We start from the raw sequence: 24,716 nt of genomic DNA on the forward strand, positions 1-24,716 counted from the left end.
TGGACGTCAGAACATTTTACTTCCGTCGTCCGAGAAATCTCCCTCTTTCAGATATTCTTCTACATATTCACTTTTTTCTTTATCTGTAAGATAACCGGAAAGGTCTACGAGCATGTCCTTCTGATCCATGGTATAGGCTGTATCTGAGTAAGCCGAAAAAATATTCGGTACTTCGGACGCCCCTACCTCACCATCCGCTGCAGCAAGGACATTTTGTTCCAGATCTTCTGCGGTTCCAAGACTCTTGGTTTCTACGGTGATGCCGTCTTTCTTTCCAACTGTGTCATTAAATTTCTCTGTCAAGTCTTTAAAAGTATCCAGCTGATCGCCATTATAATATGTCCATACTGTAACTGTAACAGGGTCCGACTTTTTTCCGGAACATCCACTGAACAGGGATGCTGCCAGAGTCGCGCCTAACAGACAAAGCACTACTTTCCTGTGTGCCATAAATTCTCCCTTCCGCCTGCACTCATTTGCAGGAACACTGTTTTTATCTTATCACAGTACAGACATATTATCAAAGAAAAACCCCGCTTTTTATATTCTGTTTTCTTATTTCTCCATAACAACAGGAGCTGCGTTGTCATATGCCTGCTCCAGAAATACTTCCTGGGAGTTCAATGGAGCATTATCGGATGGTTCGATCTTATAATTTCCCTTATTGTTCATGGTCCTCGCTTTGCGGTTATCACTGAGCATTGTCACGAACATTTCCTGGATCTGCATCCGGATATCCGGGTCTTCGATAGGAGCTGCAACTTCCACACGGCGAAGAGTATTTCTTGTCATAAAGTCCGCAGATGAAATATAGATCTTTGCCCTCTCCTGTGTTCCGAAAATGTAAATACGGGAATGCTCCAGAAAACGTCCTACAATACTGATAATGTGGATGTTTTCTGTCTGACCTTTTACTCCCGGGATCAGACAGCAGATACCGCGGACAACCATATCAATGTGTACTCCCGCGCAGGATGCTTCCACCAGTTTGTTCATAATACGCTTGTCTGTCAGAGAATTCATTTTCAGCCCGATATATGCCTGTTCTCCAACTTTGGCATGTTCGATCTCTTCATCGATCATGGCAAGTACTTTGTTCTGGAGACATTTTGGTGCCACAAGAAGATGTTCCATATCTTCAACCGTTTCTCCCATTGCCAGTGCCTGAAATACTCTTGCTGCTTCTGTTCCGATCTTCGGATCAGCAGTCATCAGAGAAAGGTCTGTATACAGACGGGCTGTTTTTTCGTTGTAGTTTCCAGTTCCGATCTGTGTATAATATTCCACATTTCCGTCTTTTTTCTTCACGATCTGGCAAAGTTTGGAATGTACTTTGTAACCATCCAGACCATAGATCACATGACAGCCCGCATCTTCCAGAAGTCTGGACCATCCAATATTGTTTTCCTCATCAAAACGTGCCTTCAGCTCCACCAGAACGAACACTTCTTTTCCATTTTCTGCCGCTTCGATCAGAGCTTCCACAACCTTACTCTGTTTCGCTACACGGTAAAGAGTCATCTTGATGGAAACGACATCCTCATCATTGGCTGCTTCATGAAGCATTGTAAGAAACGGTTTGATACTCTCATATGGATAGGAAAGAAAACGGTCTTTTTTCGCGATCTGGTCAAGGATCGGTTCATGGCTGTTAAACATTGGTGATTTCTGAGGAATCCTTTTTTCATAAAAAAGCTCTGTTCTTTTTCTCAGGCCGTCCTGGATCTGGAATACAAAAGAAAGATCCAGCGGGATATCTCCACGGAATACAAAATTCTTGTCCACTTCCAGATACTCGCAAAGTGTTTCAACAACATCTCCGTCCATTTCTCTTGACAGTTCCAGACGGATCGGTGCCAGTTTCTTCCTTGCCTTGATCAGCTCTACCATAAATTCACGGTAATCCAGATCTTCATCGTAAAGAGCGTCTGCGTCAATATCTGCATTTCTGGTAATACGGAGCAGAGATTTTGCCTTGATGTGATAGCCTTTGAAGATTTTTGAAACAAAGTGAAGGATCAGTTCTTCAGACAGCATGTAAGTGCCTGTTTTTCCGGGAACCGGGATGAGGCGCTGGATGCCTGCACTGCTGCACGGAATGATACCCAGTTTTTCCTTTCCTTTTTTTGTTTCCAGAACTACTACTGCATAGATTTCTTTATTTCGGAGAAATGGAAACGGCTGCCTTTTTCCGACGATAGACGGAGAAATAACTGGAGCCACTTCTGCCTCAAAATAACGTTCCAGATAATTGCGGTCTTCTTTTTCGATCTTATGGAAATTCAGCATATGTACGCCATATTCTTCCAGGCTTTCCATGATCTCTTCATAGACCACATCTCTTTTCCGGTTCAGCTTTTTGGTTCTTGCAAGGATTGCATCCAACTGTTCCTTTGGTGTCATATTGGTTTTGTTTTCACGGATATCTTTTGCAAGAAGCATCTGATCCACAAGAGATCCCACACGTACCATATAAAATTCATCCAGGTTGCTCTGATAGATCGAAGCAAATGTGAGACGTTCACACAGCGGATTTTCCGGATTCTCAGCTTCCTCAAGTACTCTCTCATTAAATTTCAGCCAGGATAATTCCCTGTTCATGTATATTGTATCTGCCATTTTCTCCTCCTGTGCCACCGTATATTTTTCTTTTTCGGCAGGCTCTGTTATTGTAACGCCGGCATTTGTTCCGCGATATCTGCTTTTCCCCTGATCTGCCTGGAATTTGCCTGCAATGCTACCAGTATAGCTATCCAATGTTTATTTCAGTGCAAGACTTTGTAAAATCCCGATTAAATTTTCAGCGAAAAAAAGCTTGCATTTTCGAATAATAGTGGTATAGTATTTGTATGCTTATTATATAGTTTTTAATACTACATGTTATTTTATCAATTTCTACATTGTTATTTGACTGCTATTCCGCATCCGTACAACAGATTCCTGCGGAATATCATACAGGAGGTGTTTTTTATATGAAACTTAAATTAAAAGACCCTGGAAGTGCCATTACTCATGGAATCGCCATGCTCCTCGCAGTGGCCGGAGCTACTCCGCTGATCGTGAAAGCTGCCAGAAGCGCAGATATCCTTCACGTTTTTGCAGTGAGTGTTTTTATCCTCACCATGATCCTGCTTTATCTGGCAAGCACTCTTTACCATTCTGTAAATTCCACCGTCAAGGTGAACCGCCGCCTGAAAAAAATGGATCACATGATGATCTTCGTGATGATCGCAGGCAGCTATACACCGGTATGCCTGATCGTCCTTCACGGCCGCACCGGTTACATCCTCTGTGCACTGGTATGGACTGTTGCCATCATCGGCATGATCCTCAAAGGCTGCTGGATCAACTGCCCGAAATGGCTTTCCTCCGTAATCTATATTGGAATGGGCTGGCTGTGTGTCCTGGCTTTTGTACCGATCTTCCACAATCTGCCGCGGGCAGGTTTCGGATGGCTTCTGGCAGGCGGTATTATTTACACTATCGGCGGTGTGATCTACGCACTGAAGCTTCCGATCTTCAATGCGAAACATAAAAACTTTGGTTCCCATGAAGTATTCCATATCTTTGTTATGCTGGGAAGTGTATGCCACTTTGTTGTGATGTATTTCTTTGTTGCGGGGATGGGGATCCACTGATCGCACATATTTCCATACGGCACAAAAAATCCGATCCACTTGCGTTGTGGATCGGATTTTTCAATTTGTACTTATTTCGTCTTCATTCCACCAGACGATCACATACAGAACAAAAGATACAAACCAGAATATAATATCACCGGTAAACATCATGATCTCCGGTTTTCCAGTAACGATCATCCGTACAAGATATCTGGAAAAGAATCCGGCGATAAGAACCATTGACAAACGGTTCCTGATTCCCAGGATCTCATATTCCAGATACAGTACAGCCCAGGCAGCCATATATTTCCAGAGATACAGAAATGCAGCAAGGTATTGTCCTTTTACATACATTCCATTATATACTGCATATTCCACCAGCAGATATCCTGCCATATAGAAAACCTGAAAAAGCATAATTTTCAAATATTCCCGTTTTCTTGTCCACTGTATCAGGATAAATACAGAAACAGCTGACGCAATTCCTGTAAGCATATATCCCATATTATTCTTTAACATGTATCCGCAATAGGGAATCGCAATAAGGGATAGTACACTGGCGATCAGGCTTACATTATCATTATCCAGAAATGTGTTTATATAAGAGATCAGTGTATATATCTGCTTCGTTTCCGCCTCCGGATTTCTCCAGGTATCTGACTGCATCTGAACCACGATCCCACAAACTGCCAGCAACACGCTTCCTGCCAGAAGCAGGATTTTTTCTGTTTCAGATGCTTCTGTCATAAGTGTCAGAATAATATACCCCGGATTCGAATCTGCACTTATACTGGAAACTCCAATCATTGCAATAAAGCCACCCAAAACAGCTGTCACGATCATAAAACCATAAGAATGCTGCAGATATCCCAGGACTGCCAGTCCCATTGCTAAGATCAGCGTAATTATCAGCATTATTCCTGACTGTACTCTTCCCTGCAAAAACATACAAAAGAGCAAAAACAAAATAACGAACGAACCCATAAAAATATTCAATGCTGTACTTATTCTCAGTCGCAGTACAGATAGTCCGCACACAAGTACTGCTGTAATAATGGTAAGGATAATCTGAAGCTGATCAGATCCGCCTCCATTCTCATTCAAATTGATAAAAATACTCATGCAAATGCCAAACAGTGCTCCTGACAACATTCCCATACTTAATCCACTGTGAATCCTGCTCAAAATCGATCCGGCAATGAAAAAATTCAGAAATAAAAACTCACACAGAATTACCCCCACATGATAAACTTTTCTGAAATGCGCACTCGGAATCCAGCAAAAAAATATACTGCCAATAAGTGCGATGCCTGTTGCTCCAATTATGATCATCAGGATCAAATATATACTGTTCATTGTTTTCCTCTGTTATTATATAAGTCATTGTGATGAATATATCCGTAAACAAATAACTCTTCCTATATCTGAATTATAATCATATATTTTTTAAATCATAACATCCTGAACCTTCTTACTTCAACAATTCTACATAAATAGCCCCAAAGTGGTAATAAATAACTTCCTTCTTTTTTATTTCTGTCCTTTACAATTACCAGTGTAATATAATATGCTTTCACATTTGTTCCATTTTGTCTGTATACACCGATTTTTTGAATAAAAAAGCACATACTTCTTCACAAAATAAATTGTAAAATAAGTATGTGCTTCTTTCACCATTATTAACTGATGAGTCTTACAATATTTTTATTTCATCTCTTCTTCAATTCATCCAATTGCTCCTGATCAAGTCCTGTTATCTCCCTGATCTGAATGTCTGTTAAAAGCCCCGACTTCAGTAAATTAATTACCGTCTGCGTAATTCCCTGTTCAATTCCCTGACTAAACCCATTGGCATATCCTTCTTCCATACCTTCCTCACGAGTCTGTCTCATATGCCGTTCTTCATCGTACTCATATATGCTCACTTTCTTCGCCTCCGCTCGGTTTTTTCTCAGAAAATCTGCCAGTATCCCTTCGCTGATGCATTCTGTGATTGCCTGCTCTACTGCAAGATCCAGTGGCATTTCCGCTGCGTATTCTCTTACACGGAAGGTATATTCCGCATAGTCCTGGAGGGTCCGGCAGGTTTCCATCAGTTTCCGGTTATGACCTTTATTGATATTTAACATGACTGCCTTCAGTTCCAGAGACGGGTCTGCATCCGGAATTGAAAAGAGCTCCGACAATTTCAATTCTTTCCGGTCCGGCTGTTCTGCCTGGCCGTTGTAGAAGATCACAAACCTCGGTGTCGGCAGTTTCACAGCTTTCGTTCCATAAAGATTCATATCTTTCGTATAATCCGAATACACATCCGCCACATACAGCAGATACCGGACTGGCAGATTCGGACTGTAAGTTGACTGATGTTCATACAAGTTCAGCCGCATATCAATGATAAATGAAACGTCATTCTGCATGGACATGTACACAGCGTTCTCCAGCGTATTCACCTGGAGAAGATCCGGGTCATCATAACTGGTTCCGTTAATTGCGTTATAAAGTTTCAGCAATTCATTCCTGTCGCTGAACAACATTGCAAAGATCCGGGATTTATACATCCGGTTTGCAGTTAATACATCGATGTTACTTTCTCCCATGTAGTATCCTCCTTCTTGGGCAGTCGGGAGAATCCTACAGTAAAAACAGCTTCCGGAAATCTCCCTGCGTGATCATGTGATTTAAGCATTGAGATTTCTTTGTAAAAGCCGAATGGCCGGTGAATTACAGATACGGAAGTGTTCCGCACAGATCAATAGAAATGAAATGCTTTTTCTTTACATTAGCACAATATGGGCGAAAACGCAATTAAAACATTTCGACAAAATCTGCACTAAAAAAGCACATACTTCTTTAAAAAATGAGCATGTGCTTCCTTGACTATTATTAATTAATCATAACATCCTGAACCTTCTTACTTCAACCATTCTGCATAAATAGCCCAAAAGTGGTAATAAATAACTTCATTCTTATTTCTGTTCTTTACAATTACCAGTGTAATATAACATACTTTCACATTTTGTCTGTGTACGCTGCTTTTTCCCTCTCACTGGACTTTCCACCTGTTTTCATGTATATTTGACATATAACGACACTACGGCTGTCTCGGGCAGCCGAATAATTTTCTGGAGTATGCGTATGTTGAAAATTGCAATCTGCGAAGACAGTGAGATCTTTGTGGAGATTATAAAGAAAAATATCGAAACTATTCTGAAAGTACCTTATGAACTGCATCCCTTCCTTTCCGGAAAGGAATTTATGACTTCTCTGCCGGAGATGGGATGTCCTTATGATATTGTTTTTCTGGATATTTCTCTGGGAGAGGAAACGGTTTCCGGAATTGAACTTGGCCAGATAATAAACGGAGAGAATCCACGGACACAGCTGATCTTTATCAGTCAGTATCTGGAATATGCCTCCGATGTCTATTCTACGAAGCACACCTACTTCATTTACAAAAACCGGCTTAACGAATATCTGCCGGCTGCACTGGATGCTGCTCTTAAGAATCTTCAGACAGATAAGGAACCTTTTCTTACCGTTAAAATCAAGCAATCACATCACCGGATTCCGGTAAATGATATCCTGTTTCTGGAGCGTAATCTGCGTGAAACATTTATTTATACAAAATCTGAAACTTATACAGTCCGGGACAAACTGAATATTCTCCAGCAACAGCTTCCAGATTTTTTCGTGTGCTGCCACAGAAGTTTCCTTGTGAACCTTCATGCAGTTTCCAGGCTCCAGCATACAGAAATTACTTTGACCACCGGTCAGCAGATTCCTGTCAGCCGCGCACATTATGAAGATGTTAAAAAATCTTTTTCTCTGCTGATGCTGTGATTCCGAAAGACTGACTTTCGTATTTTGCTCTGATATCCTATAACATTTCCAAGAAAGAAGGTACTCTCATGCCACAGTTTCTGAAATTTATTTTATACGCTCTTCTTCCGAGTTCTTTCATAAATTCCTATATCTGTGTCCGATTTTGCACTGGTATCCTTACGCCATCCCGGAGCTTTTTTTCAAAAAACCATATCCGTTTTTTTATCTCATTTATGTTGCCCATAACAGCTGCCTTTATGTCAAAATATTGGTTTCCCAGTATGGGTTCCTGGCTTATCCAGTTGACACTTCTTCTCCTGACAGTTTTTTATTTTTCCGATCCTCTGAAAAAAAAGATTTCCACATTTCTGATCCTAATATGTATTCTGGCAGTTTCTGAAAATATCGCTGTAATGTTTACCCTGTCGGTCTACACTCTTATACACCATGAAAAATCATTTCGTTATAATTTGCTTTATACATCCGGTGAAACGCTTTTTTTAGCGACCATAGATTTCTTCGTTGCATTGCTTTTTATTAAAAAACTGGTTCCTCTGATCCGGAATTATTCCCACAGTATTCATCTGACCACCATTGCTGAGCTCCTTTTTCCCATACAGGCGTCTTCACTTTTTATGGGAATACTGCTATATCGGGAAAATTCTCCCTGGTTAAAATGGCTGATCATTTTATACTGGTTTCTAAATCTTCTCTGCTGTCTGATCATAGCCAGGGCTTTTCACAACATTTCTGTCAGAGAAAAAAGACACGAACTGTTGATTCAGCAAATGAGCTTTCTTCAGAAACAGCTGGAATATACAAAAGATATGGAACAGGAATATCGATCTGTGCGAAAATGGAATCACGATATGGAAAACCATCTCTTTTCACTGAATTATCTGATCCGCGCAAAAAAATATCATGAGGCAGATGCATATCTGAAAACAATTCTTTCAGAACTTCCGCCGGAAAAGAGGACTTTATGAAACGAGGCTTTGTTATTCTTTTTATAGAACTTTTCTGTGTTCAGGCATCTCTTTTCCTGGAGGCTCTGCTGCAGGAATATGCTCTGTTCTGCCAGATAATGCTCCTCTTTTTTCTGTTCCTCACTTACCGCAGGATCTACCTTCTTGCCAGACGATCGCTCAAAAATGCTCAGGAAGAAGCAAAGTTTCAGGCTCTTCAGAAGCAGGAACAGTTACAGAAAGAACAGGAGCAGCTGTTTGTTTCCAGAAAACAGGAGACTCTTGCATTTCAGCAGGCTACCATTCAGAAACTTGAGACACTTCAAAATTACCTGAAAACAAACGAATATGATAAGATCCAGGACTATCTTCCCGCCATCACCAATGATTTTCAGAAGGAACGTTTCCACCCTATCTGTCAGGACAGCCTGATCAATGCCATCCTTGCGGACAAAAGATTTCTTGCCATGCAGAAAAATATCAAAGTTACCTACGAAGTTCTTCTTCCAGAGAGATCCAACATTCCCTCTTCGGAACTGAGCAGTATATTTTTTAACCTGCTGGATAATGGAATCGAAAGCTGCAACGCTTCCGGTTCTGAAGCACCGTTTATCTCTGTAACCTCAAAAATGTCCGCCGGTTTTCTCACTGTCCACATGCAAAACAGCAAAGATCCGGCACAACCATTCAACCACAAAACATCAAAAAAAGATATCCCCAACCATGGATTCGGTCTGTCCATAATTGAAGATATCTGTGCAAAAAACGATGGTAGCTGTCAGTGGATCGACAATGGGGATACCTTTGATTCAGTTGTTATGCTGAGATACCAATAAGATTCAGCAGAACATACATATCCTTATCTTTCAGTTCCGCTGCATAATGCTCCACACCTTTGAAGTCACTTGAAGTGTCGGAATGCTTCTCGCCATTCAAAACTTCATCAACTCCAGCTTCTTCTCCCTGGTCAGCTGCTTGATCCGGTATTCCCGGCTCATGGCTTCTTCCTTTGTGGAAAAACCTTCATAATACATCAGCTTCACCGGTCTCTTGGCCCGTGTATACTTGGCGCCTGCCTTGCCTTCATTATGGGCTTTCATCCGCCTGGCAAGGCAGTTTGTCCATCCGGTGTAGAGTGTGCCGTCTGCACACTGCACGATATACGTGTAATTCATATTTGTCTCCTCTTCTGTAAAAAATTCCCGCAATACAATGCCAATATGCCAGTGTATCTTCAGTCAAGCGGATATTCGCAATCCGCATTCGCTACGTAGCTCTACACCGAATAACTGCCATCCTGTAAAGCAAATATCCCGTCAACCAGCATCTTTCTATGTAAAGACAGCCACCGGCGTTTCTTCAGCAGCCGTCCTTCTATACTCAAGCAGCCGGCACGGTTCATGTATTTCACTTATATTAAAAAATAAAGCAGGTCGGGATTCCGGCTGCGGATTTTCCCACCTGCTTTATTATACGTTTATTTTTTATTTCTGTGAATAGTCAAGCGGATATTCGCAATCCGCATTCGCTACGCAGCTCTACTCCGAATAACTGCTTCGCTGTTGATTCGATAAAATTCCGAAGCAGAAGACCTACTCCATCACATAATTCTTCAGCCCATAAATCTTTCCATCAACATCCGCTGCTTCCACTTTCACAGCCTGCGCCTGCGTTTCCGGATAATATCTGGTGGAAAAAACCACTTCTCCGCCATTTACATAGATCTCCACAGCTGTAGTATCCGCAAGGATCCTGAGACTTTCAACTTTACCGGATGGAACATGTGCTTTACGTACTTTACGTCCGGCACCGGCTGTTTCGGAGAGAGTTAAGATCACATCTCCGCCCTGATACTCCAGGAAAAGATTTTCCCCAAGACTTACCTTGCCCTGGTCACCTTTTACCTGGATATCCAGATCAAATGGTCCGTTCACCGGAAGCTCCACGCTGGAACCGCTGATGGAAGTCCCATTCTCTCTCAGCCCGTTCAGTTCTTTCACCGGATACTGATAAAGCATTCCGTTCTTATACGTAACTTCCCTTGGAACCGTCAGACAATGCTGCCAGCCTTCGCTCTCTGCAGTAGGATTCACATACTCTTCATCTGCATCCGGCATTCCCATCCAGCCGATGATGATCCGTCTGTCTTTTCCATCCTGAAAAGTCTGCGGCGCATAAAAATCAAATCCATAATCCCACTCCCGGAAGGATTTTTCCTCCGGCTTACCATCCTTCAGGATAAAGTATCCGGACTGATAAATATTCTGGAAACGGAATTCCTCACGGGTCAGTCCCTGAGGAGACACTGAAAGCACCTCCTGACCTTCCAGAGAAAAGAAATCCGGGCACTCCCACATGTAACCGAAAGTATTTTCTGTGGTAAGCTCGTGGTCAAATTTCCAGTTCTTAAGATCCTCTGATCTATAAAAAAGCGCTGCGCCTTTATCACCTTTCTGACGTCCACCCAGGATCATATGATACCCTTCGCCATCTTTCCACACCTTTGGATCGCGGATATGGCAGGTATAATTCTCCGGATAATCTTCCCAGGAGATCGCAACTTTTTTCTCTCCGAAACGAATGCCGTCCTCACTCTCCACGTGGAGAGTGCTGGACTGCCGTCCGTTATTAATATAATCATAATCCCCATCCATCTTGATATTTCCTGTATAGAAAAGATGAAGCTTATCCTTCTCCGCAATCGCAGAACCGGAATATACACCATGACAGTCATAAACACTGTCCGGAAGAAGCGGAACACCTTCATATCTCCAGCTGATCATATCTTCGCTGGAATAATGTCCCCAGAATTTCAGTCCACCGTTGGACTCAAATGGAGAATACTGGAAAAACACGTGATATCTTCCTTTATACCAGCATAATCCGTTTGGATCGTTGAGCCATCCGGTGGGCGGCATCAGGTGATGGGTCAGACGGTTTGTCTGCATTGCCCTTCCCACTGCTGCCGTTTCCTCGATTTTTCGAACTTCCTCCGCAAGCACTTTTGTCAGAGAACTCATTTATTTTACCTCCAGTACTTCAGAACTGTTATTTACGGTTCCTTCTGCAAGCATTTTTACTTCTTCATAATCATCGGTATTGGTTACGATCAGCGGTGTGGTCACATCGTAACCTGCTGCCTTGATGGCATCCATATCAAATGTGATCAGCGTCTGGCCTTTTTTCACTTCGTCGCCGTCTTTTACATGTGCGGTGTAGAATTTTCCGCCAAGCTCAACGGTGTCAACGCCGATGTGGATCAGCAGTTCCAGGCCGCTTTCTGTTGCAAGACCGATTGCGTGTTTTGTGTCAAAAATTGTAGAAACGGTAGCGTCGCAAGGTGCTTTTACCTCACCTTTGGACGGAATCACTGCCATGCCTTTTCCAAGGACTTCTGATGCAAAAGTCGCATCTTTTACTTCTGAAAGCGGGATCGCGGTTCCCTCAAGCGGGCTGTAGAGGGTCTGTGCGCCGGTCTCAGATGTTTTCTCCTCTGCTGGCTTCTCCTGAGCAATTTCTGCCGGAGCATCTGCTTTTTTCTCTGTTTCGATATTTTTTTCAGCTGTTTCCTGTACCTCGTCCTTATATCCGATCATCCAGGTGAGCACAAAAGCCACACCGAACGCGATGGCAAACATTATGATATAAGCAACCGGGTTATTCAGGCACAGCAGGATTCCAAAGATACCGGTAACACCTGTTCCTGTGGCACCAAGATTTGTAATGGAGGCAAAAAGCGCTCCACATGCACCGCCGAGGCAGCCCATGATAAACGGCTTTCCAAAACGAAGATTTACACCAAAGATCGCCGGCTCTGTGATTCCCATACATGCGCTTAACGCAGACGGAACAGCCATGGATTTGATCTTCTGGTTCTTTGATTTCAGACCTACGGCAAGAGCCGCACCACCCTGTGCCACGTTGGCTGCAGATGCAAGAGGCAGCCAGTAGGTAACGCCGAATTTGGCGATCTGTCCAAGGTCAATGATGGTGTACATGTGATGAACACCTGCAACAACTGTCGGTGCATAAAAAGCACCCATGATAAAGCTTCCGATTCCAAACGGCAGAGCGATGAGCCACTGGATTCCATCCAGAAGTCCGTTCTCAACAGCTACGAAGATCGGTCCGATAATGGAAAGAGTAAGATAACCAGTTACAAAAACACTGACAAGTGGTGTTACAAAAAGGTCGAACATTGCTGGTACAACTTTATGAAGTCTCTTCTCGATCTGTGCCAGTACCCATACTGCAATGATAACCGGGATTACATGTCCCTGATATCCAACCATGTCAATGGAGTAAAGTCCAAACCATACTTTCTGTGTTGCCTGTACGCCTTCTGTTGCGACGGTCCAGGCATTCTGCAGATTCGGATGGATCATGATCATACCGATAACCGCGCCCAGGTAGGGGTTGGCACCGAATACTTTCGCACCACTGTAAGCGATGAGGATTGGCAGGAATGTGTACGCCGTGTTACTGAAAAGCTGTGCAAATACATAAATGGAACCGTTGGTGTTGATGTTCAGGAAGCCGTTGTTTACCATGAAGTTCAAAGCTTCCATGATTCCCATCAGGAATCCGCTGGCTACGATAGCCGGGATGATCGGGACAAAAATATCTCCAAGTGTCTTAATAAGTCTCTGTGCCGGATTGGCTTTGGATGCTGCCACCTGTTTCAGTTCTTCCTTGCTGCTCTCGGAAACTCCGGCGATCTGGATGAACTCGTCATAAACCTTGTTTACAACGCCTGTTCCCAGGATGATCTGCATCTGTCCCTGTGCGAAGAATACACCCTTCACACCGTCGATGTTCTCCACGTATTCCTTGTCTGCCTTGTCATTATCCGCAATGACCAGGCGAAGTCTTGTTGCACAGTGCGCTGCGGAAATGATGTTTTCTTTCTTTCCTACATGATCATAGATTTCCTGTGCGGTCTTTCTGTAATCCATGTCCGTCCTCCTTTTCTTTTACTGTCCTTCCTGCGGGCAGTAGACTCTTTTTGCTTTCCCTTTTTTTTCAAAACTGATTTCTTCGGATCAGCTGTGTCTGTTCTTTCTGTTTTTCCAGAAGTTAATGATTTCTGATCCTTTTGTTTCTTTTATGAGATTGATTCCATATTTATTTCTATTTTTAAAATGTCTGTTTTTCCTAATGCCTTGGTATTTATAAGTTTTTCAGTCATTTCTTTGCTTGTTTTTCATGTTTTTTATGTGTTCTAATATGGAATCGTTCTCACATCTTGATTGTATTATAACCACTGCCTTCTCATTTGTAAATCCGCAACATCTCACAAATTTCTCCGGTCAAAATTGTACATATTCCATAAGAACATACGCAAGACAAACAAGCCGGTCAGGACATCTCAAAAAAATCTGGTCTTTTTCTGTGCTTGCCCAGCCATAACACATAAACCCGCCAAAAAAGAGCAGGTCTTTTTCTTCCAAAAGATCTGCCCCTGTTCCGCAATAACTTATAATTTTTATCCTCTGTCTGCGGGAATATTCTCTGCTACCTGTGAGATTCCCGTTCCACAAGTTCACATCCCATTTTGATTTCCTTGCTGATTCCGGTATCGTTCTCAATAAGATCCGCCAGCATGGCTGCCGCCTCCATTCCACTGGTCTTATAATAAAAATGTACCGTGGTAAGCTTCGGTTCCACGATCTTACCCGGAACACCGTCACCGATCCCTGCGATCTGCACATCATCGGGAATTCGAAGTCCGATCTCCTTCAGATAAGTCATGGCACCAACTGCCATGGTATCTGTGGCACATACCAGAGAATCAATGGATGGATCCTCCTCAAAAAGTTCCTTCGCCATCTCATAGCCGGAATCCATGGTGAAGCTTCCTGTTTTCATCTTCTCCGGAAGGATCTCAAGCTTTCCCTTATGAAGCGCATCCATAAAACCTTTTTTACGGCGTGCACCAACTGCCTCGTCTTTATCTGTGACACCAATGTAAGCGAACTTTTTTCCTTTCTTTGCAAGCTTCTCTGTCACCATAAAAGCTGCCTTATAATCATCCTGATAAATGCAGGGATATCCATCCAGATGCTGTCCCAGAAGCACGATCGGCACCTTATAATCCTTCAGCATCTGTTTATGCTTTCTGGTAAACATGGTGGCAATAAAAACCACTCCGTCCACCTGGCGTTCTTTAAACAGAGAAAGATATTTCAGCTCTTCTTCCACATCGTTGTTGGTATTGGCGAGGATCAGCTGGTAACCTCTCCGTGTGAGAATGTCACTGATCCCCGCCACCTCACGGCTTATGGTATCGGAATTGATCTTTGGAAGAATAACACCGATGAGACTCGTTTTTTTTGTCCGCAATGTCTGTGCCTGGGAGGATGGCTGATATCCGGTCTCCTGGATCACCTTGCGGATGACTTCTTTTTTTTCACTGCTTACATATCCGTTGTTCAGATATCTGGATACCGTAGCTCTGGAAACTCCGGCAAGTCTGGCTATTTCATTAATATTCATGACCTATGTACCTCTTCTTCTGTCCTGTTAAGTCTGTCATTTTCCGTCGTTTTACAGATATTTATAGATAGATTATACACGTTTTCTTTCCGGTAAAAAAGATGCTTTTCTATTGTTTCGCAGTTATTCTGTTGTATACGGGATGCCAGTGACTCGCATCCCGCATGTTTTACTTTCATCTGCAACGTTTTCCGCTATAACCAATTTCTCTAAAAAGGATATTCTACTGTATCCGTTTCAGCGATCATTCCCGATCGATCATATCTGCTGTTTCAGTTTTTCTGCCGTCTCAGCTTCCTGCCGTTTCAGTTTACCTGTTGCTCAGGCGTGCCACATCACTCCAGATACTCAAACGGATCCACCGGCGTGCCATCTTTTCTCATTGCGAAATAAAGGTTCGGGCCTTCCACAGAATAATATTTGGTCGGTGCACTGATATTTCCGATCACTTCGCCTTCTTTTACCGTGTCACCTTCTGCCACTGTAAGATCCTTCAGCTGTCCGTACACCGCCTGATAGCCATTTCCAAGCTCCATGGTCACAGTCGTTCCTGTGCAGGCATCCTGTGTAATGGAAAGCACCTGACCATCTGCCGCCGCATACACTGGTGCATCTTCCACTGCCTGCAGAGAAATAGCCGGGCTGACCCGATACTGATCCAACGTCGGATAATATACGGTTTCATTCATGTTGTAATCCACAAGAACCGTTCCTCTCACCGGCCACTCCATAATGGAATCCTCTGTAAAATTCAAGGTCTGCGCCGCAATTCCGGCCGCGGAAGTTTCGGCTGTATCTGCGGAGGAAGTCTCTGCTCCGTTATTTGCTGCATTTCCGGCGTTGGCGTTATCTGCTGCATTTCCGATTCCAGCAGTACTATTGCCAGCACTTTCTGCCCCTGCTGCCGCAGATACACTCTTATTCTCTGCACCACTCCCATTATTTACATCTGCCATTGTATTACCGTCTGTTCCTGCTGTTCCCTCATTTTCAGCTGCACCGCTTCCTGCAGTCTCACGGATACTTCCGGTTACACCGTCTGCATCTGCCCCATTTTCCGAAGCACCTGACAGACCTGTTTCATCTCCGGCTGCTCCATCGGTCATCTCATCCTGCGCCACATCTTCCCAGCCATTTCCGGTAACTGCCGCGTCCTCTGCGTTTTCCCCATCCGAAAGTTCTTCTTCCATCTGTACAGAATTTTCCTCCTGGGAATTTTCTACAATAGGTTTTGTCCCCAGCTGATAAACGGTAATTCCAAGTGCAGCCACTGCTGCCAAAACTCCGCCGTTGATAATGCCTCTCACGATTTTACTTTTCATATTCTTTCCACCTCTGTCTGATATGTTCATTTTCAGCAACGGAAAAAGCAGTAAAGCGGATATCTTCATTTCACTCTGCTACCGTTTCCAGTCACTATTTCTGTATCTATAGAGTGTCCAGAATATGGCTGTCTATTCACTTTCTGAATATTTTTCTTTCATAATAATACATTTCTTTTGCTGCTTAATCGAATCAGGAATATCCTCTCGACTTCCTTTAATTCTCCGGATTCTCAACTCTTAATTCCATATCCGGAAAATATTTTTTCAGGATCTCCTCCGCATTGCTTCCGTTTTTCGCCATCTCATTTCCGCCGAACTGAGAAAAACCAACACCGTGGCCGATGCCACGCACCCGCAGATAATAAGTATCGTTCTTTTTCTGCAAGCTGAAATTCGCCGATTCCAGCCCCATTCCCGCCGCAAAACTTTCTCCTTCCACCAGAGTTTTCCCAACCATAAGCTCCGTCACATAACCGGCACTATCCCGCTTTTTGATCTTCAGCTCTCCGGAAAACTGACCCGCCGGAATTTCCACAACTTTCATATAATCCGGAGATTTTTTGTCCCCGCTGCTATCTGCTGATTTCAGATATGTATACGCCTCATCATGAAAAGCCTCCGCTCCGCTGCGTGTTTTCCCCGCGCTGATCTTATGCCAGGGTGTCAGCTTTACTTTTCCCTCATATGTCAGTACCTGCCCTCCCGTCTCTTTCGCTGACTGCTGATAGATTTGATTTTTTTCTGTAAAAAAATATCTCCAGACTTCTCCTGCATTTTCGTTTTCCCAGAGGATCTCCGCAAGATTTTTTCCCTCCTCGAGCCACCTCTGAATATTCGACCGTGCGATCACAGTCTGCGCTTTTATGGTTTCTTTTTTCATATCCGGGGAAATCTGTGAAAAAACAAGGATGGGAAGATATTCTTCCATATCAGGCTTCCTCTCTGCCAGGACCATCTCCGTCCCGTGAAAAGCCGCTGCCATAAAATAAGGAAGAACAATTGCCAGAAACACCAGACAATATCGAAGAAGCGCATATTTTTTCATAAAAACACCATAAGCGTTCTTTTTCCTAATATATGTTCTTTTGCAAAAAATTATTATTTGCTGTATACTATATCAATTCGAAGGGGATCTGCAGTGATCAGACCTTACTCACCATCCATTCAAGCGAATATTCGCAATCCGCTTCGCTACGTAGCTCTACACCAAATAACTGCTCCGCAGTTTATCAGGAGGAGCTTACGCTCTTCCTGATACAAGCAAGTCCCCACCCACTGCTTATTGCTTTTCGCAACCCCGCAGGGGACTTACTTGATTTGGTTAAATTCTCTGATCAGGCGGATAAAATATTTAACTGAAATTTTTTATGGAGGTATCTCATATCATGCTTGCCATCTTTCTCGCACCACTATATATCCTCATCAATATTTATATCGTCCGCTGGATGATCCTGTGGATGGGTGCCTGCACCCATTTTTTCCAGACCTTTGCGTTACGGGTATGTTTTGTGGGTGTTTATATTTTTCTGTCCACTTCTCTTCTGACCTGTTTTCTTATCCGGAAGCCGCCTGAAATCCATCGTTTCCTGAAAAATACAGCCAATTATTTTCAGGGAACGTTTCTTTACATCCTGATCGTGATCGTAACTACTGATCTCTGCAGACTGATCCTGAAGCACACGCTTCACCCGGCCTGGCTGTACTCCCGGAAAGCCTTCGTGATCACGGGCGTAGTCTGTACACTTCTGATCATTGGTATCAGTCTCTATGGAATTTTAAACCAGTGGAATATTAAGACAAAAACTTATGATGTGAAAGTAGACAAGCAGGTGAAGGGAATGGATTCTCTGAAAATCGTCCTGCTTGCAGATATTCATTTCGGATACAGCATCGGGGAAAAACATGCCGAACTTCTTGTAAAAAAGATCAACGCCGAAGATCCGGATCTGATCTGCATTGCCGGTGATATTTTTGACAACGAATATGAGGGGATCAAAGATCCCCAAAAAACGGCGGCCATTCTTCGTTCGCTGAAATCCAGATACGGAGTTTATGCCTGCTGGGGCAACCATGATCTCAGCGAACCGATTCTGGCCGGTTTTACTTTCCGTAATGCGAAAGAAGATTATGACGATCCCAGAATGTGGGATTTTCTGAAATCCGCCAATATCCGGCTACTCAATGATGAAACGCTTCTCATTGATGACCGGTTCTATCTGACAGGCCGCAAAGATCCGTCCCGCTGCCGCAAAATGTCCGACACACGGAAGGAACCTGACCAGCTTACAGCCTCCCTTGACAAAACACTCCCCATTATTTTTATAGATCATCAGCCTGGTCAGTTGAATGAAGTGGCAGCCGCAGGCGCAGACCTTGATCTCTGTGGTCATACTCATGACGGCCAGCTGTTCCCTCTGAACATCATCACCGGCCTGGTCTGGGAAAATTCCTGCGGTTACCTGAAAAAAGGAACCATGCACAACATCGTTACCTCCGGCGCAGGCATATGGGGCCCGAATATGCGTACTGCCACAAATAGCGAGATCTGCTCGATCACGGTGCATTTTTTATAAAATCTCCATCTACTGTTTATTGCTTTTCGCAACCCCGATACGCATAACAGCCATTTCTTTTTTGAACCTCCGGGACTGTTGATATTTCCGGGAAGTCTATAAGCAGCCGCCTGTCCCGGTATTTATTTCCTGCAGTTCGTTTTCCGGGAGATCTAGCCTGTCTGGGGTAAAATCCTGATTCTCCGGCCCTTCTTCCCATCCCATTATTTCCGCCTGCAACTGCCGCCACTGCATGTCCGCTTCCGTTCTTATTCACGATATAACGCACTTTGTTTCTGCATATCCAGCTTCCTTTGCCAGCTGCTGCATACGCTGCAAAGATCCCTGCCCGTTTTCCTCCCATAGCCTGTACACGGGAGATTTTTTCCATAAAGATTCCCAGGATCATTACCGTCATATGAAAAATCTGCAATATTTCCGTATATCTGCCTGATTTTCCTTCTTTTTTCTCCGGATTTTTCTCAGAACAGTATTCTTTCTTTCCATCCCATACTTTTTTAATTCCCAGCCTTTCATATACCATAAAATCCCGCCTTTCCAAAAAAGACTTTGTTCTCAGGTTTCTGATCACTGATTTCATTCCATCCACCGCAGATTCCTGCAATGTACAGAACCGGGAATGCGCGTTTCCCACAGCTATACAGCTACCAAAATCCTATGTAAAGCTTTCGCAGAAATAGAACCGGAAATTTTTTCTGCATATGACAGAACTGCTGGCCGGTTGGGACTTTCTCCTCATAAAGACTTTTATTCCAGGAAAAAGCAGCTGGTATAAGTGATTGTTCCAGGTCCGTAATAATATTCAATCCCGCTGTCCTGACAGACCTGTGTTACCAGCATTCCATATGCTTCCATTGATGAAAAACGTTTCTCCGGAAAACGGCAGGGGGCATCCGGATAGCTGCATTTCGCACATCTGGTGCAACATCCGGCCCCAAGGGAAAGAAGTTTGGGGAAAAATTTTTTCAGCTGGTCATGCATCTTTACAAAATGTTCTTTATGAAGTGCTTCCGTCTCCATCATTCCCTCTCCGTCAAATTCATCTTCCAGTTCCCCTTTTGTCTGTACAATGATTCCTTTTTTATAACCGGAAATATCTGCCGCACATTCTTCCAGTGTTCCACAGGCAGGCGGGCAACTCCAGTTGCGTCCGTACATATGGCATTTATCCGTGCTGCACATCTGGCGCACCTCCGGAAGAAGTTTAATCTTATCTATATTCAGTTCTTCTACTTTAAAAAATCCTATGCTGTTTCCAATATTTTTTAATTCTTCCAGCTCCATAATGTTTTCCTCCCCATGCTTTTCGATTCAGTTTCAGTTCTGGTGGATTTTATATCTCAGGAAATTCCAGTTCATCTACAAACTGATCCTGGAATTCAGGTAATGCCGCAAGCTCCAGAAATTCCGTATGACGTGCAAGCCGCTCTGCCCGTTTCAGTTCTTCTTTATTCAGAAGTGCAAGCTTTGCGCCTTCACCGGCCGCATTTCCAACCGGAATGATCCGATCCTTCAGAACCCCGGGAAGCATTCCGATCCTGCATGCTCCCGCCGGGTCCATATAATTTCCAAAAGCTCCTGCTATATAAACCTGCTCCACCTGTTCCAGAGTAATCCCCATCTGTTCTGCCAGAAGAGCAATTCCTGCAGCAATGGCCCCTTTCGCCAGCTGTACTTCCCGAATATCTTTCTGGCTTAAATATACCGGTTTTCCATCCCCGGATTCCAACGGATCAGCCAGAAGATATGCTTTCTTTGTGTTTTCATCGATCTGAACCACCCGCGGATTTTCCAGCAGCTTTCCGCTTTCATCGATCACCCCCGCATCCAGAAGACATGCTATGATATCGATCAGACCGGAACCGCAGATTCCCGTTGGTCTGCCTCCGCCGATTACCTTACATTCCAGTTTTCCATCCACCAGATGTGCATGTTCGATCGCTCCATCTGCGCCCCGCATTCCACAGGCAATCTTAGCTCCCTCAAAAGCCGGCCCTGCCGCAGTAGAACATGCAATACGGCGTTTCTCATTTCCAAGAACAATTTCTCCGTTTGTTCCAATGTCGATCATCAGCGTCATCTTTTTCTCTTCTTCAAGATTCACAGCCAGAAGACATGCTACAGTATCTGCCCCCACAAAACCTGCAATAACAGGTAAAGCTACCAACTGTCCTCCCGGGTGAATACCAAGATGGAATTTTTCTGCCGGAAACATCAGCCCCTGACTGATGGCCGGATTATACGGTGCATGAACCAGAGAATCCGGTACAATTCCCAGGAAAAGATGATGCATGCAGGTATTTCCCACAACACTGACCTGATAAATATCCTCCGGAGATTTTTTCGCCGCTTCACAAAGTGCACCGATCAATTTTCTTAAAAGCTCCCGGATACATGTGGAAAGTTCTTCTGTACCGTGCTCCAGCGAATAATTTGCTCTCATGATCACATCTGCGCCATATTCTGTCTGTGTATTTAATGCACTTGCTGTTGCCAGCTGCTCTCCTGTTTTTCCATCCAGAAGATATCCTGCCACCGTTGTTGTCCCAATATCAAAAGCTGCCATCAGTACCGGTCTGTCGTCCTGTTCTTTCAGCTCCAGGATCTGATCTCCGCTGATAATCGCTCTCGCTTTTCCATTTTTCTCTTTTATCAGTCGGCTGATTGCAGGCAGTATTTCCAGTTTTGGCTGAAAAATGATGTCTTTCTTCCGGCGGCTGTTTATCGCCTCGCAAAGCCTTGTCCAGTCTGAACTGTTTTCCCCCACTGTACATGGCGGGATTTCAATATCCAGAATTTCCAGTTCCGGTGAAAAAGTCACGGCTCTCTCTGTTCCCTTTACAAGGATTCTGTGTTCAGATTTTTTCTCAATCGCTTCTACTTCAATATCTGTAGTTATCTTTGTCTGACAAGCTTTTTCCACAGCTCCGTTTATTTTTACCATGCATTTTCCACATTTTCCGGCTCCTCCACATGGTGCATCCGGGGATAAACCTGCGATTCGCTCAGCCTCCAGTACCGTAGTTCCTTCCTTCACCGTGACTTCTGTTTTTTCTTTTATAAAAAACACCCTGTATGTATTCAAATCTGCCACCCCCTGTCATCTTACAAATACAGTCTTAGAAAAAAATCCGCAGAAACTATCGTATCTTTCTAGTTTCTGCGGATCTTAATCTGCTATTATACCGGAGATTCCTGCCCAAACAAGTTTCTCCTTAAGCAAGCGGATTGCAAATACCCGCTTTTTTGCCTGTTTACTTTATGCGGCAAGTGATTTTGCAACCTGCGCTGCGGAAGCTGCATCTGCTGTATAAGCATCTGCACCGATCTCTTCTGCAAATTCCGGAGTGATCGGAGCTCCACCAACCATGATCTTGATATCTTTACGGAAATCTTCTTTATTAAGAGCTTCAACGGTTTCTTTCATAGCCGGCATGGTTGTTGTCAGAAGTGCGGAAACACCTACTACTTTAACATCCGGATTCTCACGAACTGCTTCAATAAATTTCTCTACCGGAACATCAACACCAAGATCAATTACCTCAAAGCCGGCACTTTCAATCATCATTGCAACCAGGTTTTTACCGATATCATGAAGATCTCCTGCTACAGTTCCAATGATCATCTTTCCTGCTACACCAGCGCTTCCACCTGCAAGATGTGGTTTCAGAACATCTACACCTTTTTTCATAGCTCTCGCTGCTACCAGCATCTCCGGAACAAAGATCTCATTATTTTTGAATTTCTCACCAACAACGCCCATTGCCTTGATCATATTGTCAAGAACATCTGGTGCTGCATTTCCCTCATCCAGGGCTTCCTGTACTGCTGCTGCGATCAGTTTGGATTTTCCTCTCACTACCAGATCAAAAACTTCATCCATTTTACTCATAAGATTTTACCTCCTGAAATTAATTTGCACTCATTTGTCTTTTTTCCAAATACAGTCTGTTTCCGTACCTGACTGTATTTTCGGTATGTTCCTCAGGCATTTTCTGACAGACTCCGCAATCTGACAAAACTGCCTTAAGTTCATTTTTTATTTTTTTACTGGTCCGATAAGACCTTCTCTGTATGCCCCGATATATTCCATACAGTAGTCATCTTCTCCAAGAAGAGCTTCTGTCGCATAGATCAGTCCAAGCATATCTCTGTTTGTAGGATCAAGGATTCCACTGTCCAGTCCGGCGTTCATAGCCAGTACCACAAAGCCAAGATTGATCAGCTTACGAACCGGAAGATTGAATGAAATATTACTGATCGCCGCTGTGATATGAATAGAAGGATATTTTTCACGAACAGTAGAAATAACTTCAATATTTGTCTCAATTCCATTCTCAGATGTACAAAGCATCTCTACCAGCGGGTCAATGTGGATCCTGGATGGCGAAATTCCGTACTCTTTGGCTTTTGCCATGATCTTATCGAATACACGAAGTCTGTCCGCTGCGTTCTTCGGAATTCCACTGTCATCACTTAACAGTGCAATAACCTGCCAGTCCTTATTTTCCTCCTGCGCCATAATTGGAAAGATCTTATCAATCTTATCTCCCTCACCAGATACAGAATTAAAAAGTCCCGGTCTTTTACAGAATTTATACGCCTGCGCCAGAACATCTGCACTGGGGCTGTCTACAGAAATTGGAAGATCTGTTACTTCCTGGATACAGTCGATCATCCATTTCAGAGTTTCAACTTCCTGTTCTTCCGGAACAGATGCACAACAGTCAATAAACGTTGCATTCGCTTCTGCCTGTTTTCTTGCACGATCCTTGATAAATTCAGCGTCTCTGTTGGCGATTGCTTCTGCCACGGAAGGAATCGAACCATTGATCTTTTCGCCAATAATAATCATTTGCTACACCTCCTGAAGTTTTCTTTCCGACAAAACGTACAGTCCATGAATCCCCCGAAACATGCTGTAGTTTTCTAACTGTCTTTATTGTAGCAGATACTTTTTACAATCTACATACTCTATAGCGTGGAGTTTTCACGCTTCTTTTCATACAATGTGTAGGATAGCCGTGATGTATTTTTGATACGAAAAAAGCACTGTCATTTTGACAGTGCTCTTAAAAAGTAGTGAGGCATCGGGGATTCGAACCCCGGACAACTTGATTAAAAGTCAAGTGCTCTACCGACTGAGCTAATACCCCATATTAAATTGTATGCTTGGTTTAGCATTAAAACATGCTCAGGCTTTTTCTAACCAGCCGTTCGCAAGACCTAGCATTAAAACATGCTCAGGCTTTTTCTAACCAGCCGTTCGAAGAACCTAGCATTAAAACATGCCCAGAGCCGGAATCGAACCAGCGACACGAGGATTTTCAGTCCTCTGCTCTACCAACTGAGCTATCTGGGCATAAGTAGCGGGGACAGGATTTGAACCTATGACCTTCGGGTTATGAGCCCGACGAGCTTCCAGACTGCTCCACCCCGCGTTATTAAATGTTAAAAGCCGATGATCGGACTCGAACCGATAACCTGCTGATTACAAATCAGCTGCTCTGCCAATTGAGCCACATCGGCATTTAAGTGGATGGAGAAGGATTCGAACCTTCGAAGGCGGTGCCAACAGATTTACAGTCTGCCCCCTTTGGCCACTCGGGAATCCATCCATAATCTATGGGACCTATAGGGCTCGAACCTATGACCCTCTGCTTGTAAGGCAGATGCTCTCCCAGCTGAGCTAAGATCCCATATTTAATTCATTACAGCTAAGCTGTAACGACCCAGAAGAGACTCGAACTCTCGACCTCCGCCGTGACAGGGCGGCGCTCTAACCAACTGAGCCACTGGGCCATTTTAAGGTTTGTACCTTAAAAACTACATACATGCCTGTTGATCGTTAATCAAACTCTTTGAATCAATTCTTAACCTGCGTTTCTTGGTCAAGCCCTCACCCGATTAGTAACA

The 24,716-nt window shown here is 43.7% G+C and carries 20 protein-coding genes and 7 tRNA genes; 5 read left to right on the forward strand and 22 right to left on the reverse strand.

The annotated features are described in order from the left end of the window. Positions 1–6: 6 nt before the first annotated feature. Together G5B12_RS12680 and ppk1 are read right to left on the reverse strand one after the other, a co-directional pair. A complete protein-coding gene (locus tag G5B12_RS12680) occupies positions 7–450 on the reverse strand; it encodes a hypothetical protein (RefSeq protein WP_147343516.1) in 444 nt (147 codons plus the stop codon). A 105-nt stretch (positions 451–555) separates the two neighbouring features. Next, positions 556–2,670 (reverse strand): polyphosphate kinase 1, encoded by a 2,115-nt coding sequence (gene ppk1 / locus G5B12_RS12685; RefSeq protein ID WP_334297803.1) that lies wholly within the window; start codon positions 2,668–2,670, stop codon positions 556–558. Between the two features lie 302 nt (positions 2,671–2,972). Between ppk1 and trhA the strand changes: the two genes are divergently transcribed. Further along, a complete protein-coding gene (gene trhA / locus G5B12_RS12690) occupies positions 2,973–3,638 on the forward strand; it encodes a PAQR family membrane homeostasis protein TrhA (protein WP_174088438.1) in 666 nt (221 codons plus the stop codon). Between the two features lie 60 nt (positions 3,639–3,698). Here the strand turns inward: trhA and G5B12_RS12695 are convergent, their stop codons facing one another. Continuing rightward, the gene (locus G5B12_RS12695) at positions 3,699–4,535 is read right to left on the reverse strand and encodes a hypothetical protein (protein WP_174088439.1); all 837 of its coding nucleotides are present in this window, start codon (positions 4,533–4,535) and stop codon (positions 3,699–3,701) included. A 794-nt stretch (positions 4,536–5,329) separates the two neighbouring features. Continuing rightward, positions 5,330–6,217 carry a hypothetical protein gene (locus G5B12_RS12700; RefSeq protein ID WP_174088440.1) on the reverse strand — a complete coding sequence of 296 codons (888 nt, stop codon included), beginning with the start codon at positions 6,215–6,217 and terminating at the stop codon, positions 5,330–5,332. Positions 6,218–6,755: 538 nt separating this feature from the next. Here G5B12_RS12700 and G5B12_RS12705 point away from each other — a divergent pair. From G5B12_RS12705 to G5B12_RS12715, 3 genes are all read left to right on the forward strand, one after another. Then, on the forward strand, positions 6,756–7,460 hold the full coding sequence (locus G5B12_RS12705; RefSeq protein ID WP_021975872.1) for a LytR/AlgR family response regulator transcription factor: 705 nt from the start codon (positions 6,756–6,758) through the stop codon (positions 7,458–7,460). A gap of 617 nt (positions 7,461–8,077) precedes the next feature. Beyond that, positions 8,078–8,428, forward strand: coding sequence for a hypothetical protein (locus tag G5B12_RS12710; protein WP_147344062.1), 351 nt, complete (start codon positions 8,078–8,080; stop codon positions 8,426–8,428). Beyond that, on the forward strand, positions 8,425–9,243 hold the full coding sequence (locus G5B12_RS12715; RefSeq protein ID WP_021978132.1) for an ATP-binding protein: 819 nt from the start codon (positions 8,425–8,427) through the stop codon (positions 9,241–9,243). The genes G5B12_RS12710 and G5B12_RS12715 overlap by 4 nt, the downstream gene beginning before the upstream one ends. Positions 9,244–9,339: 96 nt before the next feature. Here the strand turns inward: G5B12_RS12715 and G5B12_RS12720 are convergent, their stop codons facing one another. From G5B12_RS12720 to G5B12_RS12745, 6 genes are all read right to left on the reverse strand, one after another. Continuing rightward, positions 9,340–9,582, reverse strand: coding sequence for a GIY-YIG nuclease family protein (locus G5B12_RS12720; protein ID WP_174088441.1), 243 nt, complete (start codon positions 9,580–9,582; stop codon positions 9,340–9,342). Positions 9,583–9,999: 417 nt separating this feature from the next. Further along, the gene (locus G5B12_RS12725) at positions 10,000–11,427 is read right to left on the reverse strand and encodes a glycoside hydrolase family 32 protein (protein WP_174088442.1); all 1,428 of its coding nucleotides are present in this window, start codon (positions 11,425–11,427) and stop codon (positions 10,000–10,002) included. Then, the gene (locus tag G5B12_RS12730; RefSeq protein ID WP_174088443.1) at positions 11,428–13,362 is read right to left on the reverse strand and encodes a PTS beta-glucoside transporter subunit IIBCA; all 1,935 of its coding nucleotides are present in this window, start codon (positions 13,360–13,362) and stop codon (positions 11,428–11,430) included. A gap of 559 nt (positions 13,363–13,921) precedes the next feature. Then, complete coding sequence (locus G5B12_RS12735) at positions 13,922–14,902, reverse strand: LacI family DNA-binding transcriptional regulator (RefSeq protein WP_118071738.1); 981 nt, start codon at positions 14,900–14,902, stop codon at positions 13,922–13,924. Positions 14,903–15,237: 335 nt separating this feature from the next. Beyond that, the gene (locus G5B12_RS12740; RefSeq protein WP_021978138.1) at positions 15,238–16,224 is read right to left on the reverse strand and encodes a M23 family metallopeptidase; all 987 of its coding nucleotides are present in this window, start codon (positions 16,222–16,224) and stop codon (positions 15,238–15,240) included. Positions 16,225–16,441: 217 nt separating this feature from the next. After that, positions 16,442–17,272: a SpoIID/LytB domain-containing protein gene (locus G5B12_RS12745; RefSeq protein ID WP_174088444.1), complete on the reverse strand. Its 831-nt coding sequence runs from the start codon at positions 17,270–17,272 to the stop codon at positions 16,442–16,444. A 340-nt stretch (positions 17,273–17,612) separates the two neighbouring features. Here G5B12_RS12745 and G5B12_RS12750 point away from each other — a divergent pair, with 340 nt between their 5' ends. Then, positions 17,613–18,800: a metallophosphoesterase gene (locus G5B12_RS12750; protein WP_174088445.1), complete on the forward strand. Its 1,188-nt coding sequence runs from the start codon at positions 17,613–17,615 to the stop codon at positions 18,798–18,800. A gap of 16 nt (positions 18,801–18,816) precedes the next feature. Here the strand turns inward: G5B12_RS12750 and G5B12_RS12755 are convergent, their stop codons facing one another. The 12 genes from G5B12_RS12755 to G5B12_RS12810 all read right to left on the reverse strand — a co-directional run bounded on the left by G5B12_RS12755 (position 18,817) and on the right by G5B12_RS12810 (position 24,602). Further along, complete coding sequence (locus tag G5B12_RS12755) at positions 18,817–19,323, reverse strand: hypothetical protein (RefSeq protein WP_148707925.1); 507 nt, start codon at positions 19,321–19,323, stop codon at positions 18,817–18,819. A 224-nt stretch (positions 19,324–19,547) separates the two neighbouring features. Continuing rightward, a complete protein-coding gene (locus G5B12_RS12760; protein ID WP_021976026.1) occupies positions 19,548–20,084 on the reverse strand; it encodes a DUF2284 domain-containing protein in 537 nt (178 codons plus the stop codon). A 49-nt stretch (positions 20,085–20,133) separates the two neighbouring features. Then, positions 20,134–21,894, reverse strand: a complete 1,761-nt coding sequence (locus G5B12_RS12765; protein WP_334297801.1) for an ASKHA domain-containing protein — start codon at positions 21,892–21,894, stop codon at positions 20,134–20,136. Between the two features lie 165 nt (positions 21,895–22,059). Next, positions 22,060–22,692, reverse strand: coding sequence for a corrinoid protein (locus G5B12_RS12770; protein ID WP_021976028.1), 633 nt, complete (start codon positions 22,690–22,692; stop codon positions 22,060–22,062). 147 nt (positions 22,693–22,839) lie between these two features. After that, the gene (locus G5B12_RS12775; RefSeq protein ID WP_118063306.1) at positions 22,840–23,655 is read right to left on the reverse strand and encodes a methyltetrahydrofolate cobalamin methyltransferase; all 816 of its coding nucleotides are present in this window, start codon (positions 23,653–23,655) and stop codon (positions 22,840–22,842) included. 228 nt (positions 23,656–23,883) lie between these two features. After that, positions 23,884–23,956, reverse strand: a tRNA-Lys gene (locus G5B12_RS12780). A gap of 133 nt (positions 23,957–24,089) precedes the next feature. Continuing rightward, positions 24,090–24,162, reverse strand: a tRNA-Phe gene (locus tag G5B12_RS12785). Positions 24,163–24,167: 5 nt separating this feature from the next. After that, positions 24,168–24,241 (reverse strand) — tRNA-Met (locus tag G5B12_RS12790). A gap of 15 nt (positions 24,242–24,256) precedes the next feature. Then, positions 24,257–24,329: transfer RNA gene (locus G5B12_RS12795), tRNA-Thr, on the reverse strand. Positions 24,330–24,336: 7 nt separating this feature from the next. Further along, positions 24,337–24,418: transfer RNA gene (locus tag G5B12_RS12800), tRNA-Tyr, on the reverse strand. Positions 24,419–24,426: 8 nt separating this feature from the next. Beyond that, a tRNA-Val gene (locus G5B12_RS12805) sits at positions 24,427–24,499 on the reverse strand. 29 nt (positions 24,500–24,528) lie between these two features. Beyond that, positions 24,529–24,602, reverse strand: a tRNA-Asp gene (locus G5B12_RS12810). Positions 24,603–24,716: the final 114 nt, after the last annotated feature.

This window comes from Blautia sp. MSK.20.85, from assembly GCF_013317245.1.
Lineage (GTDB): Bacteria > Bacillota > Clostridia > Lachnospirales > Lachnospiraceae > Blautia_A.